Source organism: Magnetovibrio sp. PR-2, assembly GCF_036689815.1.
In the GTDB taxonomy this organism is placed as follows: Bacteria; Pseudomonadota; Alphaproteobacteria; order Rhodospirillales; family Magnetovibrionaceae; genus Magnetovibrio.
The window spans coordinates 307795-322292 of the sequence record NZ_JBAHUR010000005.1; the positions used below are offsets into that span (position 1 = coordinate 307795).

Here is a 14498-nt window from a genome sequence, read left to right on the forward strand (position 1 = left end):
ACATTTTGTGCAACATTTCGCAAAAGGACCGTCAGCCCATGGATGCCACAGCCTTCGAAAATTTGGCCGAAGAAACCCTGGAAAACCTGTTCGAAGCCATTGACGAGGCCATCGGTGATGACGCCGATGTGGACTTTGACAACGGCATCTTAAATATCGAATTGGAAGACGGTCGCCAATACGTTATCAACAAGCACGGGCCGAACATGCAAATCTGGATGTCGTCCCCGTTCAGCGGGGCGACGCACTATGCCTATGACGAAGGGGCGTCTGCTTGGGTCTCCACACGGGGCGGAGATCCGCTTTTGGACGTGCTCAATGCGGAAATTGGAAAGATTGCAGGAGAGAGCGTTTCGCTCTAATCAATCGGCGCTGAACGGTCTTCTTCGGCTGCCACAGCCACGGCTTCGTCCTTCGCCGCTTGGTTTTCTTTGAGCGATTTCAGGCCCAAATAGGCCACCAAGAGCATCATCACGGCGCCTGCATAATACGGCCACTCTTTCCCCAATTGCGCGAAGAACACACCGGCCCACGCGGGTCCCAGAACCCGGGCCATGGTCGTGGCGGAGCGCGACACCCCCATCATCATGCCTTGTTCGCCCGCCGGGCTTTTTAAGGATATCAGGCTGTTGAGTGCTGGATTGATGACGGAGAACCCGTACGCAACGATGGTCATGGCCACCAATAATATGGGCAACGTGGTGGAGAACGGAATCAACGCCATGCCAATCGCCAAAGCCAGTGCGCCTTGAACGATTAAGTTGCCTTCGCCAAAGCGCTTGGTCAGACGCCCCACTGCGCCGCCTTGAAGCGCGGCGGCGATGATGCCGATAAACGCAAACAGATAACCGTTTTGTTCCGGCCCCCAACCCAGTTGTCGGCGCGACCACATGGCGAAGGTGGTTTCCATGCCCGCAAACACGAACGTCGCCAAAAACGAAATGATCAGCAACAAGCCGATGCCGGGACGTTGGCTGGCTTCGCTGATTTGTTTCCAGCGGTTGGGGCGCGAGCCGGATTTGGCGGCCTCGCGGACCTCTGCAGGTAGGGATTCTTTAAGCTTCAGGACCGTCAGCACAAACGCCACGAACGACAGCCCTGCAGCGACAAACGCGGGGGTTTGGAAATCGGCGTTGAGCGGATCAGGCCCGGCCAAAATGCCACCGATGGCGGGGCCGACGATGAAGCCTAGGCCAAAGGCCGCCCCCACCAGTCCCATGCCCTTGGCGCGGTTTTCTGGCGTGGTGATATCGGCGATGTAGGCAAACGCGGTGGAAATGTTGCCCGCCATCAAGCCCCCCACCAAGCGCGCAGCGAACAGCATCCACATGGTTTCGGCAAAGCCCAACCAGATATAAGACAACACCGCGCCGAACAGCGACCAGATCAACACCGGACGGCGCCCAATGGTGTCGCTCAGCCGTCCCCAAAAGGGTGCGGCGACAAACTGGCCCAAGGAATAGACCGCCATCATCAGCGACACGGTGAAGGGATCGGCCTGGAAATGCTCACCATAAAAGGGCAGCAACGGAATAACGATACCGAAGCCGACCAAGTCGATAAAAACAATCAAGAAAAGAATGAGCATACGAAAGCTTTAAGTATTCCAGGGGATGAGAATTAGTTTATAGCGGTTCAAAGGCGCAGCGGCTAGCCCTGACTTAGCGTTGCGTCAGTTTCAGCTCGATCCGGCGGTTGCGGGTGAGCGCTGCGGGGCTTTTGCCGGGAGCAAGGGGCTGGTATTGGCCGAAGCCCGCTGCGACAAGGCGATTGGCGGGCACACCTTGGTCGATGAGGAATTTCACCACCGAAATGGCGCGCGCCGAGCTGAGCTCCCAGTTCGACGCAAACTTCAAGTTCTTGATCGGCACCACGTCCGTGTGGCCGTCGACACGCATGACCCAGTCGATGTCGTCGGGGATTTCTTTTTTGAGATCCAATAGTGTGGCGGCGAGACCGCGCAGTTGATCGTAAGCGCCGACGTTGATCTCGGCCGCTCCGCTGGCAAACAGGACTTCGGATTGGAACACGAAGCGGTCGCCGACGATTTCGATGCCTTCCTGCGCGCCTAAGATTTTTGCCAAGCGGCCGAAAAATTCTGAACGATAGCCTTGAAGCTCCATGACCTTTGACGCCAGCGCCGCGTTTAAGCGTTTGCCGAGCGACACGATCTGTGCGTTTTGATCTTTGGCTTTGACTTCGGCGGCGTCGAGCGCTTGGTTGAGACTTGCGATTTGGTCGCGCAGCTCACCCATTTGGCCGTTGAGCATGGCGATCTCGGCGCGGGCACTCTCAGAAAGTTCTTGTTCTGCCAATAAGGATTTATCTTTTTCATCCAAGTCAGACGCCAACTTGCCGATGTCGTTTTCCAGCTGTTTTTTTAGCGCTTCGAGCTTCACCACATCACCGACCAAGCGCGAGATTTCGGCTTTGCCCTCTTCGATGGCGAGTTTCAGTTTATCGCTTTCGGAAATGGTGGATTGGAGTTCCCCGGACAGGCGCGAGACATCACCGCGCAGCTTGGTGTTAGCTTTGCGTTCCAACGCCAACATGTCCACCAGTTCCGCCACTTCACGGTCGAGCTTTTTCAGCGCATTGTCACGGCCCGACAGAGCTTCGCCCAAGAAGAATTGAGCCAGCACAAAAACCAAAAGCAAAAAGATGATGACCATCAACAGCGATGCCAAGGCATCGACGAAGCCGGGCCATATGTCGGCTCTGTTGCGGTTGCGGCGAGATAGCGCGGCCATGGAAGGTGTCTCCTCGCGCTTTAAGCGTCACCGCGTCCGGCCATGGTGCGGGCCAGGAGTTTGATTTCACTGCGCACTTGGCCGACTAGTTCTTCACGGCCCGAGCGGGTTTCTTCAAGCATGCGCGAAACGGCCAAGTCAATGTTGCGGATATGGGTGCGGGTGGCTTCGTCCATGCCGCCGCCGCCACTGCCGACGCCATCGGCCAGACGTTCAAGGCTGGGTTTGAGCTCCATATGCGTTTCGGCCAGCTTCTTCATGATGACCTGCTCGGTCTGCATGAAGTCGGTAATGGTGCTCATTTTTTCCGTCAGCTGCGTCAACGCTTCGGACGTATGAATACGGGTTTCTTCACCGCGCGCCATGGTGCGTTGCAGGTTTTCCAGGCTTTCTGCCGTTTGTTCCAAAAGCGCTTCGACATAGGCCGGAACGGTTTGGTCGCCGTCGGCGCTGAGCGTGCCGCCGGATAGTTTTGCCAAGCTTGCCAGCCAGTCTTCCAATTCCGTGTAAAAGCGGTTTTGCGCTTGGCCCGTGGTGAGGTCCAAAAAGCCCAAGATAAGCGAACCCGCCAAACCGAACAGGGAGCTGGAAAACGCTGTGCCCATGCCTGCCAGAGGGGCTTCGAGACCTTGTTTTAAATCGTCGAACATGGATCCGGTGTCGCCACCCGTAATCTGAATGTTGGCGATCACATCACGAATTGCGCCTAAGGTGTCCAACAATCCCCAAAAGGTACCCAAGAGGCCTAAGAACACCAACAGACCGATGGTGTAGCGCGAAATGTCGCGTTGTTCGTCCAAGCGCGACGCTATGCCGTCAAGCACCGAGCGCAACGCCATGGCGCTGAGTTTAATTTCGGAACGTCCCGCGACCATGGCCGCCAAGGGTGCCAGCAGGCGTGGTGCTGGTGCAGGCGATTTGGGTTTAGGCCCATCGGTGGAGGCAATATGGGGGCGTTGGGCTTCGAGCGAACGGCTTTCGCGAAAGCTTTCAATCCATTTAACTTCAGGGCCCAGTTGAATGACTTGGCGGAAGTTATAGCCCATGCCCAAAACAAACACACCGACGATCAAACCGTTCAAGGGTGCGTTGGCCATGAAGGCCGCCATCAAAGGCTGATACATGGCTCCAGCGGCGCCGAACACGACGATCAAAAACAGCACCAGGCGTAAAAGGAAACGGTGTGGATTGGACATCTGTTCAGTTTCCATGGGCGCGCACGTCTCTATCTTTTGGCTATGGCGAAGGATTTAAGTTGGCGTTAGGACCGATTTCACCGTTCTACAACCGTGATGTCGACGCGTTCCGTTTGCGGGTCGGACGATTTGTTGCCCAATGCCCGAACGTCAATGCGGGTTGAGCGCACGCCGTTTTCAATCAGGAACGAACGCACCGCCAAAGCACGGGACAAGGACAAACGCCGTGCCGCGCTGGCGGACATATCGGGGTTGGCGGCGTATGCCAACAATTGCAGACGCATATCGTCTTGGCTTTGGAGTTTGTTGGCAATCTCAGCCAATTGATCCCGCGCCGCAGGCGGCAGTTTGGAGGAGTCTGCGTCAAACAAGATGCGCAGGCTCTGCCCATCGGTCAACGAACCGGTAGAGGGCGGAACGGCGGCAACGTCTTCGACCGTTTTGGCCTTTGGCGGGATAACCATGGAGGCTTCAACGTCTTTGACCGTAGCAGGCGCAGAGGCGGTGTCGGTTTCGTCGTGTTCAACGGCTGCGGGCGGAGGTGTCAGTGCGGGCTCCGGTTGGGGAGCAGGCGCTGCAGGCGGCGTGGGGGCCGCAGCGACTTCTTTGATTTCGTCGGAAGCGGGCGGCGGTGGTGGCGGGGCTTCCAATTGAACAGGTTGCTTCACCTCTTCTTGAGCCGGTTCAGCCTTGGCGACCTCTTCGACAGCTTCTTTCGCCGCTTCGCTGACTTCTACGACAGGTGCAGGTGTTGGAGCCGGCGGGGTCGCCTCAACGGGTTTTACGGGTTCAGGCGCAGCAGGCACATTTTCCAAAATGGTGGCAACGTCTTGTTTTTCCGCTGGGGCCTGGACTGGAGCAGGGGTGGGAGCTGGGGCCGGAGCAGGCTCAGGCGCAGCTGCAACTTCCGGTGCGGGCTCAGGCATCGGTTTTGGCGCTTCGATTTCAGCCATGGGGGGCGGCGGCGGGGTGATGGGTTTCATCGCCACGGGCGGCACAGGCGCGGGAAGCCGTTCGGGTATGGGTTCCAGCTTGGGCATCGGTGCGATCGGCTGCGATTGCGGTTTCGCGACGGCGGCGCGAACCGGAACCTCAATGGGTTTGGTTTGCGGCGGAAGCTTAAATTGAGAGGTGGGCTGAATATGCAGGCGAGAAACCGGCATTTTTTTGCCCGGGGTCTTATAGCCGCCCGCCGCGTAACCACCCGTGCTGGATTGTGTCATCGGAGCAGTGCCCATGGGCGCTGGCGCTCCCATTTGCGGGGCCAGTCCACCATCGTTGAGAACGCTGAGATCGACATGAACGTTGGGGTCCGCCAAATCCACCACAAAATTGGTTTGCGCACTTGAAGGTGCGGCACTGGCAGTGATCAAACCAATGGCAAGAGCCGAAATGCTCAATCGCCGTGGGTCCAAGCCTTTGGCCAAGATGCGTCGTGCAACCTGGATATTGTGGCGTTTTTTCATAGTGTTATCTCTCCCCCGACCTTCGCGCACCTTGTTTCGAACCAAGAGTTTTGCGCGAATCCGAACGCTCTCAATTGGCAAACACCATAACAACGCGCCCACGCTCAGACAACAGCTTTGGCTAGCGCGGAAAACATCAGGTTTTTAGGCGGATATCAGGGCTATTTCACCAACTTGGTGAGCAAGGGGTGAACCTTCTGATTAGCGGCGATGACAGAGCCGGTTTCCATCACCTTGCGCTTGCCTTCAATATCGCTGACCAGACCGCCAGCTTCGCGCACCAAAGTGATGCCTGCACAGATGTCCCACGGGTTCAATCCGGCTTCCCAATACCCGTCGTAACGCGCAGCTGCAACGTACGCCAGATCGAGCGCCGCCGAACCAAACCGGCGGATGCCGGAAGACACGCTGGTGACCGAATTGATACGGTCCAGGTAACGGTCTTTGTCTTTGACTTTCCCCATGAACGGAATGCCCGTGGCAAATAGGCATTCGGCGAGCTTTTCACGACCCGAGACGCGCAAACGACGGCCGTTCAAAAACGCGCCCTGGCCTTTTTCAGCCCAAAACATTTCGTCGACGATGGGATTGTAAACCACCCCAGCAAACGGCTCGTTGTCGCGCAATAAACCAATGGAAATGGCAAAGTGCGGGATGCCGTGCAAGAAGTTGGTGGTGCCGTCCAAGGGATCGATGACCCAAGTGTTCGACGTGTCTTTGCCTGCGATATCGTCGCCTTCTTCCAAAACGAAACCGTAATCGGGGCGTGCTTTGGAAAGCTCTTTGACCAAGGTCTCTTCGGCTTTTTTGTCCGCAATGGAGACAAAGTCCGCCGGCCCTTTTTTGGACACCTGCAGGTTTTCGACTTCACCGAAGTCGCGCACCAGACGGCGGGCTGCTTTTTGGGCCGCGGCCGTCATGACGTTCAAAAGGGCAGAGCGGGGATGAGCCATGGTCTTGGTCTTTCTTAATCTGGCTGTGTAATCGGCAGGGCGGCGCAGGACTTAGTCCTTCGCGCGTTCCACGTAAGAGCCGTCTTCGGTGTTCACAACGATGCGGGTGCCGGTTTCGATGTGCGGCGGCACCAAGGTGCGTACGCCGTTGTCCAACGTAGCCGGTTTGTAGCTGGAAGACGCCGTTTGGCCCTTGACCACGGCGTCGGCTTCGGTGACTTCGCAGACCACCGTTTGCGGCAGCGCAATGCCGAGCGGGCGCTCTTCATGGCTTTCGACTTCGACGTTCATGCTTTCTTGCAAATACGGGATCTGGTCTTCGCCGATGAAGTCGGCGGGCAGATCGATTTGTTCGAAGGTTTCGTTGTCCATGAAGGTGTACGTTTCACCGTCAGTGTAAAGGAATTGGTACGCACGCTGTTCCAGCACCGCACGCTCAACCGTTTCAGAGGAACGGAAGCGTTCGTTGAGCTTGGTATTGCTTTCCAGGGCCTGTAGTTCAACTTGCAGGTACGCCCCGCCTTTGCCGGGCTGGGTGTGTTGGATTTTCACCGCGCGCCACAGGCGGCCTTGATGTTCGATGACCATGCCGGGACGGATGGCGTTACCGTTAATCTTCATGACTTCACCAATGAAAGAACTGAAACAAAAAACTCAGCCCCAATTGTGGGCCGAAACCGCGCGGAAGCTAGCACTCACGCGGTCTGGACGCAAGCACAAGGGGCTTAGTCGTCTTCTTTTTCGACGACCACGCGGTCGCGCCCTTGGCGCTTGGCTTCGTAAAGGGCTTCGTCGGCACGGAAAATCAGTTTGTGGGCGTTGTCGCCTTGGCGATAGGTGGACACACCGATGGACATGCTGATCTGTCCGACGACTTCGCCGGAGGTGGTGTTCTTCAGTTTTCGCGAACCGATGGATTTGCGCACGGAATCGGCTACGGAATAAGCGTTCTCCAACGTGGTGTTGGGCAAAATCGCAGCAAACTCATCACCGCCCCAACGCGCGACCACATCGCCACCCTTCAGGTTCTGCTTGAAGTCGCTGGCCACCAAGCGCAAGACCTGATCGCCAATGTGGTGGCCCAAAGTGTCGTTGACGTTTTTAAAGTCATCAACGTCGGCCAGCAGGACAGACACTTGATTGTTAAAGTCGGAAAGCGATTCTAAAATCGTCTTCAAAGCCTCTTCAAAGCGCTTGCGATTGCCAATCCCGGTGATGGGGTCGAGCATGGAATCTTTTTTGGTTTTTTCAAGCTGCTGCGTGAGGTCGGTGATCTCAGAGGAATAATCCGAGAGCTTGTCTTCGAAACTGCGCCCGTGATCGACCACTTCGGTGATCTGTTGGCGGATCGTATCCAGCAGTTCTTGAATGGCTTCGCCATTTTTGCCCGGCATTGGGTTTTTGATGTAGGGTGCGTTTTCTTTTGCAATCGAATCAATGGCTTGCACAACGCTTTCCAGGCCGCTGGTAATGCGCCCGGCGCTGGTGTGTAAGTCGCTGATCGACTTAACGAAATCGTTTGCACTGCTCACGTTTGTCGCTCACGTTTGTCTGGCCCCATCAAATTAAGCCAATTTAACTTAATCTACAGCTTATTTAGGCGAAATTGTCAGGTTTTTGGACCATTGTCTACGTCCAATTGTATTTTTAAAGTGCGCTCAACGTTTTGATCGCCGCTCCCGGCCCATCAGCATGATCCCAGACATAGGAAATGACGGCGATAAATTCAGCTCCGGCCTCGATCAAGGGCGGGGCATTTTGCGCTGTAATGCCGCCGATGGCGACGCAGGGCACGGTGGTCATTGTGGTCCAAATCTCGAGGATTTCAGGATCGGCCTGGGTTTTTGCGGTCTTGGTGTCCGTGGGATAAAATGCGCCGAACGCGACATAATCCGCACCGTCTTCTGCAGCCTCCATGGCCAAGTGACGCGAATTGTGACACGTCACACCAACGATGGCGTCTTTGCCGACGATTTGGCGGGCCTGTTTGGCCGTCATGTCGTCTTGGCCCACGTGCACGCCGTCGGCGCCGATTTCAGCTGCCAGCTCTGCGTCGTCGTTGATCAAAAACGCGACGTCGCGGCTTTGCGCTTCGGGCATCAAGATTTGTGCGGCACGGCGCACCTCGTCACGGGGGGCTGGCACGCCGTCTTTGGATTTCATGCGCAACTGCACACAAGCCACGTCGCCTGCGTCCAAAGCTTCAACAAACTTTGAACGGAAGACTTCGGGATCGAATTTGGGCGGGGTGATCAGATAGATTTGTATGCTCATGGCTGCATCATACGCGGGCGCGTCGTTTGCGCCTAGCGCGATGTGCTAAAATTCGATACGGTTTGCGCGCGCCAGGCCAGTAAGAGACGATACATATGCTCCTTCGCATAGCGGTTTTTGCCGTGCTCACACTTGTGTCCTTTAAATCTGAAGCTTGCGGGTCGTGCTTGGTGGAAGAAATAGCCTTCGACAACCCGCTTGGCATTATTGGCACCTTGGACGGTGGTTGGGATGCCGACAAACCGTCCATCACGGTACAGCGCGTGCTCAGAAACGAGGTCGAGGGCTTAACGCTCAAAAACGGCGATCAACTGCCGTTTTCTCTCACGTGGCGCAAAAGCTCATTGTGAAAGCCAAGCTGAAAAAGCGGAACCCTAACCTCGAGACCCGCACCGAAGGCATTTGGCTGTTGGATTACAAAGATGGTGTGGCCAGCGTCAAAAGCTATGGACAGTTGATGCCCTTGAAGGAAAATCCGCAGTATGTGGATGCGGTGCTGGGTAAACTTGATGAGAACTGGCCCGGCCTGAAACAGCTCGAACTGCGCACATTGCCCGCGTCCCAGCTTCCCGCCAAGGGCTTTTCCAAGTCCAATCGCCTCACAAAATAGCCCACAAAAAAAGCGGAGCCTACCCTATAAACTCCAGGGGGCCCCGCTTTCTTTTTAAGTCCGGCTAGACTTAGTTTGCAGCGACGTGCTTCACAAAGCGCATCATGTTGCAGGTGTAGCCGTATTCGTTGTCGTACCAGGACACAACTTTGACGAACGTGCCGTCCAGTTGGATGCCGGCTTCGGCGTCGAAGATGGAGGACTGAGCGCAATCGACGAAGTCGGTGGAAACGACTTTTTCGTCGGTGTAGCCCAAGGTGCCAGCCATATCGCCTTCGGAAGCAGCTTTCATGGCAGCGTTGATTTCGTCCATGGTGGCTTCTTTGTCCAGCTCGCACGTCAGGTCAACCACGGAAACGTCAGACGTCGGGACGCGGAACGCCATGCCCGTCAGTTTGCCGTTCAGTTCCGGCAACACAACGCCAACAGCTTTAGCCGCACCGGTGGAAGACGGGATGATGTTTTCCAAGATGCCACGACCGCCGCGCCAGTCTTTCATGGACGGGCCGTCAACGGTTTTTTGCGTTGCGGTTGCTGCGTGAACGGTGGTCATCAAGCCGCGCTTCAGACCCCAGTTGTCGTTCAGGACCTTAGCGATCGGAGCCAAGCAGTTGGTCGTGCAAGATGCAGCGGACACGATGGCTTGACCGGCGTAGTCGTTGTGGTTCACGCCGTAGACGAACATCGGGGTGCCGTCTTTGGAAGGTGCGGATTGAACAACTTTCTTGGCGCCAGCGTCGATGTGCTTTTGGCAGCTTTCTTCGGTGAGGAAGAAGCCGGTGGAATCGATCACGATGTCAGCATTGACGTCGCCCCACTTGAGGTCAGCCGGGTCGCGCTCTGCGGTCAGGCGGATGGTTTTGCCGTTAACAACCAGATTGTTGCCGTCAACTGCGATGTCGCCGCTGAAACGACCGTGAACACTGTCGTACTTCAGCATGTATGCAAGGTATTCGGCGTCCAACAGATCGTTGATGCCGACGACTTCGATGTCGCTGAATTCTGCTTCGTCAGTGACCGCACGAAACACCATGCGACCGATGCGACCGAAACCGTTAATACCAACACGAATGGCCATAAGATTAGCTCCCTAAAAAACTCAAATTTTGTGTTCAGATGATTAAGTTGAGCTTTTTCTAACATAAGGGCTTCGCGGCACGAACACCCCGGCGGGTTGCGGGCAACCAACTCCTAAGGGTAGGGCTGGTGTGGACAAAAGGCGTCAACCGATTGAAATGCCTGGAAACCTTATGGAAACGTCTCAAAATCATCCCACAGCAACGATGATGGTCCGCACAATGCCCGGCCTGCCCAGTGGGGTCAATCCCCTATGTTTCGCGTGGGTAGGTGTTTTGCATCAAGCGGGTAGGTTTGTGCAAAAGTTCTGCATAAAGACGCGGATATAAGTGGTTGAGGTGGTTGACGATCCCATGGGCACATGCCTATTCTCAGCCTCACTTGTCGGAGTTATCTAGGAAATTTGTCGTGAGCGCGCCAGACCGCTTAAAAGCAGCCGAAGACCGCCTGAGCCAAGCCATTGGCCGACTGGAAGCCGCCATCGCTTCCAAGCCTTCGGATTCTCCTGACGCATCGGCGCTTCAAAATCAAATTGATGCCCTTGGCCGCGAAAATCAGGAATTGCGCTCTGTTTTGGGCAGCACTTCAGCGCGCTTGGACGGGACCATCGCCAAGTTTAAAGCTAAGCTTGAAGCGTAGAAGGGGCGGAACGTGGCAAAAGTTTCCATCACGATTAATAATGAAACCTACGACATTGCCTGCGCGGATGGGGAAGAACAGCATATTCTCAATCTCGCCGGCGCGGTCGACGCCAAGGTTGGTGAGTTGGTCGCCGCCATAGGTCAAGCCGGCGAAGCGCGCTTGCTGGCCATGGCTGGATTGTTGATGGCCGATGAATTGGCCGAACTCAATAGCGAAGGGCCGTCCGCCCCCCCTCAGCCCACATCGAGCGTGGATGAAGAACAGCTCGCCCAAGCACTTGAATCCATGGCCGTGCGCATCGAAAGCATTGCGTCTGAGCTGGAGAACGCCTAAGTTCCGCAAGGACGGTCCGCTGCGCAATGCGTGGGGCCACGACATTCCCTGGGGCTATAAGTCTTCCTCGGGAGCTGTCCCTGCCGGACTCGTGGGTTCGGCATCACGGCGCCCACCTGCATCAGCAGGCCACAGAGGATTGCAACGGCTAACGGTTGCTGCGGCACCGTCCACCTTATTTCTGGAATTGACCCTACTTCTGGAATTGACCATGCGAGAAGTCAGCCCCAAAGATCATCTGCGTGTGCGCGCCAAAGAGCTGCGCGCCGAGGCCGCCGAGGCTTTGGGCGACGACGGTGTGCGGGGCTTTTTCGAAAACCTTTTCAAAACTTGGAACGCGGCGTCTGCGGCTTATGAGGACGAACCGATCTTGGCGGGGTACTGGCCCATGGGCACGGAAATGGACGTCCGCCCGGCCATGGTGGCATTGGACCGCATGGGCGTTTTGATGACCCTTCCAGAAGTGGCTGGTAAAGATCGCCCGTTGCGCTTTCGTGCGTGGCGGCCGGACGAGGCCTTGGTCGAAGGAGATCACGCAACGTACCATCCCGAACACACCGCGCCATTGATGCGCCCCGACGTTTTGTTGGTGCCTCTGTTGGCGTTTGACCGAAAGGGCTTTCGTGTGGGCTGGGGAGGGGGCTATTATGATCGCACCATCGAAGTGTTGCGCAAGACCGGAGCGTGCACGGCGGTCGGTGTCGCTTACGGCGCCCAGGAAGTTGACCAAGTGCCGACAGACCCATATGACCAGCGCCTGGACTGGATCATCACCGAACAAGAAGTGATAGAAATTCAATGAAGGTTTTGTACATCGGGGACGTTGTGGGGAAATCGGGCCGCAAGGCCGTCTTGGATCACATGCCCAGATTGCGCGCAGAGCTGGAGTTGGACTTCGTCGTTGTTAACGGGGAAAACGCGGCCCACGGTTTTGGTATTACAGCTGCGATTTGCGAACAGTTTTTCGAATCCGGTGCAGATGTCATCACCACCGGCAATCACGCCTGGGATCAGCGCGAAATCATCGATTTCATCGACACCGAGCCCCGCTTGCTGCGCCCGGTGAATTACCCCGAAGGCACGCCCGGTAAAGGCCTGGGGGTTTACAAAACCAAGGACGACAAAACCGTGGTGGTGATCCAAGCCATGGGGCGTTTGTTCATGGATCCGCTGGACGACCCGTTTGCCGCCGTCAGCACGGCGATGCTCAACAAACGTCTGGGGGAAACGGTGGATTTTGTCCTGATCGACATCCATGCCGAAGCCACCAGCGAAAAAATGGCCATGGGGCATTCATTCGACGGGCGCGCGTCGCTGATTGCGGGGACCCACAGCCATATCCCCACGGCGGATGCGCAAATCTTGCCGAACGGAACGGCGTACCAAACTGACGTGGGCATGTGTGGGGACTACAATTCCGTCATCGGCATGACCAAGGAACCGGCCATTGGGCGCTTTACGTCCAAAATGCCAACCCAGCGTTTAGAGCCTGCCTCGGGCGAGGGGACGCTGTGCGCCGTTTATGTCGAAACCGATGATACAACGGGCTTGGCGATACGCATCAGTCCTGTGCGCCTAGGCGGTCGGTTGGCGGAAATCACGCCTTAAAATCAGAAAGAAAATCCGAAGCGAATGCCAAGCGTGTCCATGCCCTCGTTCGGGCTGGCCAGCCACGCATTGGAGACGTGATCGTAAAAGAGCGACACGCTTTTGTCCTGCGCATAGCTGTAGCTCAGCTCAAAGGGAAAATAAAACAACACCTCAGAGCCTAACGCTTTGCGGTCATTGCGGGTGAGCTTGGTGTTGCCGTTATGGACAGCACCGCCCACGCCCAAGGCGAATTGCACGTCATCGGTCAAATCTTTTTCCCAACGTGCGGCGATATATGCTTTTGAGGTGTCACCGCCCGAATTCAGGCTGGCCCCGACAGCAGGGCGAACGGTACCGGACAAGAACGCCGTGCTCGGTTCAAGAATGGCTTCCAGGTTCAAGTCCACACCGCTTTCGCGATTCGTGCCGCTCCACAGACCACCCGTATCATGGTGCAAAAGGCCCAGTTTGACTTCGTGTACAAGGTCTGCAGCCTGACTGGGAAGCCCGATCGACGCGACTAGAATTGCGCTAAAGGCGAATAGGGATAAGGATTTGAAAATGTGAAACATCTTGACCGCTCGTTTGTGTGACAATACGGGGAGTGTAGGGCTAACGCGCGTTTCACGCAATGGGCGCGTTCATGTCGGCGCAAGAGGGGCTAAATTGAAGTGAGTTCTTGCCCTGAGCCCCATGTCACCTTAGAAAACCCCTAACGTTTTCAGCTGTCCGGTGTGCTATACATACGGGACAAGATTCGGCTGCGTGCATGCGGTCTTGGTCCAGGCTTGGCCCATGTGCGCGCTCAGACAGTTTTAAAAGACCAAGGCGAAGAGTTATGGCAGGCCATAGTAAGTTTAAGAACATTATGCACCGCAAAGGTGCGCAGGACAAAAAACGCGCAAAAGTCTTTGCGAAACACGCGCGTGAAGTTTACGTCGCGGCGAAATCCGGCATGCCGGACCCGGACAAAAACCCACGGCTGCGCAACGCCATTATCGCGGCGCGTGCCGACAACACGCCCAAAGACAATATCGAGCGCGCGATTAAGAAAGCTTCGGGTGGCGATGGCGAAAACTACGACGAAATTCGTTACGAAGGCTACGGCCCCGGTGGTGTCGCAGTGATTGTCGAAGCGCTCACAGACAACCGCAATCGTACGGCTTCGGAAGTGCGCTCGACCTTCACCAAGCACGGCGGTAACTTGGGCGAGACCGGTTCGGTCGGTTTTATGTTTGAGCGCACAGGCGTCATTGAATATGCCGCCGACGCAGCGGACGCCGACACCATGTTCGAAGAAGCCTTGGAAGCTGGTGCGGCGGATGTGACGTCTGACGACAACGGTCATGTCATCACCTGCGATCCGGATGATTTTTCCGGCGTGCGCGACGCTTTGATCGAAAAGTTCGGCGACCCGACGGGTGCGCGTTTGGAATGGGTGCCCAACACCACGACCGAACTGGACGAACAGCAAGCCAGCACCATGCTGAAGCTGATCGATACCTTGGAAGACAACGACGATGTTCAAAACGTGTCGTCCAACTTCGAAGTATCTGACGAAATCATGGAGAAGCTGAGCGCTTAGGCGGTCCGGCGAGGAGCATAGC

The 14498-nt window shown here is 56.2% G+C and carries 18 protein-coding genes and 1 other RNA gene; 9 read left to right on the top strand and 10 right to left on the bottom strand.

Going from position 1 to position 14498, the window contains the following annotated elements; translation table 11 throughout:
• The first annotated feature begins 38 nt into the window (after positions 1-38).
• Positions 39-362 (top strand): iron donor protein CyaY, encoded by a 324-nt coding sequence (gene cyaY / locus V5T82_RS08295; RefSeq protein ID WP_332895148.1) that lies wholly within the window; start codon positions 39-41, stop codon positions 360-362.
• On the opposite strand, the gene V5T82_RS08300 is transcribed toward cyaY, so the two are convergent.
• The 8 genes from V5T82_RS08300 to thiE form a co-directional block, all read right to left on the bottom strand.
• Positions 359-1588 (bottom strand): MFS transporter, encoded by a 1230-nt coding sequence (locus V5T82_RS08300; protein ID WP_332895149.1) that lies wholly within the window; start codon positions 1586-1588, stop codon positions 359-361. The genes cyaY and V5T82_RS08300 overlap by 4 nt on opposite strands.
• A gap of 73 nt (positions 1589-1661) precedes the next feature.
• Entirely contained in the window at positions 1662-2750 is a 1089-nt protein-coding gene (locus tag V5T82_RS08305; RefSeq protein ID WP_332895150.1) for a peptidoglycan -binding protein, read from the bottom strand.
• A 20-nt stretch (positions 2751-2770) separates the two neighbouring features.
• Positions 2771-3946: a flagellar motor protein MotA gene (locus tag V5T82_RS08310; protein WP_332895151.1), complete on the bottom strand. Its 1176-nt coding sequence runs from the start codon at positions 3944-3946 to the stop codon at positions 2771-2773.
• 77 nt (positions 3947-4023) lie between these two features.
• On the bottom strand, positions 4024-5412 hold the full coding sequence (locus tag V5T82_RS08315; protein ID WP_332895152.1) for an OmpA family protein: 1389 nt from the start codon (positions 5410-5412) through the stop codon (positions 4024-4026).
• A gap of 161 nt (positions 5413-5573) precedes the next feature.
• Positions 5574-6365, bottom strand: a complete 792-nt coding sequence (locus V5T82_RS08320) for an inositol monophosphatase family protein (protein ID WP_332895153.1) — start codon at positions 6363-6365, stop codon at positions 5574-5576.
• A gap of 51 nt (positions 6366-6416) precedes the next feature.
• Entirely contained in the window at positions 6417-6986 is a 570-nt protein-coding gene (efp, locus tag V5T82_RS08325) for an elongation factor P (RefSeq protein ID WP_332895154.1), read from the bottom strand.
• 104 nt (positions 6987-7090) lie between these two features.
• Positions 7091-7897: a GGDEF domain-containing protein gene (locus tag V5T82_RS08330; RefSeq protein WP_332895155.1), complete on the bottom strand. Its 807-nt coding sequence runs from the start codon at positions 7895-7897 to the stop codon at positions 7091-7093.
• A 115-nt stretch (positions 7898-8012) separates the two neighbouring features.
• Positions 8013-8639: a thiamine phosphate synthase gene (gene thiE, locus V5T82_RS08335; protein ID WP_332895156.1), complete on the bottom strand. Its 627-nt coding sequence runs from the start codon at positions 8637-8639 to the stop codon at positions 8013-8015.
• A 95-nt stretch (positions 8640-8734) separates the two neighbouring features.
• On the opposite strand from thiE, the gene V5T82_RS08340 reads away from it, so the two are divergent.
• Together V5T82_RS08340 and V5T82_RS08345 are read left to right on the top strand one after the other, a co-directional pair.
• Complete coding sequence (locus tag V5T82_RS08340) at positions 8735-8989, top strand: hypothetical protein (RefSeq protein ID WP_332895157.1); 255 nt, start codon at positions 8735-8737, stop codon at positions 8987-8989.
• Positions 8986-9249 carry a hypothetical protein gene (locus V5T82_RS08345; protein WP_332895158.1) on the top strand — a complete coding sequence of 88 codons (264 nt, stop codon included), beginning with the start codon at positions 8986-8988 and terminating at the stop codon, positions 9247-9249. The genes V5T82_RS08340 and V5T82_RS08345 overlap by 4 nt, the downstream gene beginning before the upstream one ends.
• Positions 9250-9319: 70 nt before the next feature.
• Here the strand turns inward: V5T82_RS08345 and gap are convergent, their stop codons facing one another.
• Entirely contained in the window at positions 9320-10327 is a 1008-nt protein-coding gene (gene gap, locus V5T82_RS08350; RefSeq protein ID WP_332895159.1) for a type I glyceraldehyde-3-phosphate dehydrogenase, read from the bottom strand.
• Between the two features lie 407 nt (positions 10328-10734).
• On the opposite strand from gap, the gene V5T82_RS08355 reads away from it, so the two are divergent.
• The 5 genes from V5T82_RS08355 (at position 10735) to V5T82_RS08375 (ending at position 12909) form a co-directional block, all read left to right on the top strand.
• Complete coding sequence (locus V5T82_RS08355) at positions 10735-10965, top strand: DUF4164 family protein (protein ID WP_332895160.1); 231 nt, start codon at positions 10735-10737, stop codon at positions 10963-10965.
• Between the two features lie 12 nt (positions 10966-10977).
• A complete protein-coding gene (locus tag V5T82_RS08360; RefSeq protein ID WP_332895161.1) occupies positions 10978-11301 on the top strand; it encodes a cell division protein ZapA in 324 nt (107 codons plus the stop codon).
• A 13-nt stretch (positions 11302-11314) separates the two neighbouring features.
• Positions 11315-11470: non-coding RNA, 6S RNA (gene ssrS / locus V5T82_RS08365), on the top strand.
• Between the two features lie 42 nt (positions 11471-11512).
• The gene (locus V5T82_RS08370) at positions 11513-12103 is read left to right on the top strand and encodes a 5-formyltetrahydrofolate cyclo-ligase (RefSeq protein ID WP_332895162.1); all 591 of its coding nucleotides are present in this window, start codon (positions 11513-11515) and stop codon (positions 12101-12103) included.
• Positions 12100-12909 carry a TIGR00282 family metallophosphoesterase gene (locus V5T82_RS08375; protein ID WP_332895163.1) on the top strand — a complete coding sequence of 270 codons (810 nt, stop codon included), beginning with the start codon at positions 12100-12102 and terminating at the stop codon, positions 12907-12909. The genes V5T82_RS08370 and V5T82_RS08375 overlap by 4 nt, the downstream gene beginning before the upstream one ends.
• A gap of 2 nt (positions 12910-12911) precedes the next feature.
• On the opposite strand, the gene V5T82_RS08380 is transcribed toward V5T82_RS08375, so the two are convergent.
• A complete protein-coding gene (locus V5T82_RS08380; protein ID WP_332895164.1) occupies positions 12912-13463 on the bottom strand; it encodes an acyloxyacyl hydrolase in 552 nt (183 codons plus the stop codon).
• 266 nt (positions 13464-13729) lie between these two features.
• Here V5T82_RS08380 and V5T82_RS08385 point away from each other — a divergent pair, with 266 nt between their 5' ends.
• A complete protein-coding gene (locus V5T82_RS08385) occupies positions 13730-14476 on the top strand; it encodes a YebC/PmpR family DNA-binding transcriptional regulator (RefSeq protein WP_332895165.1) in 747 nt (248 codons plus the stop codon).
• Positions 14477-14498: the final 22 nt, after the last annotated feature.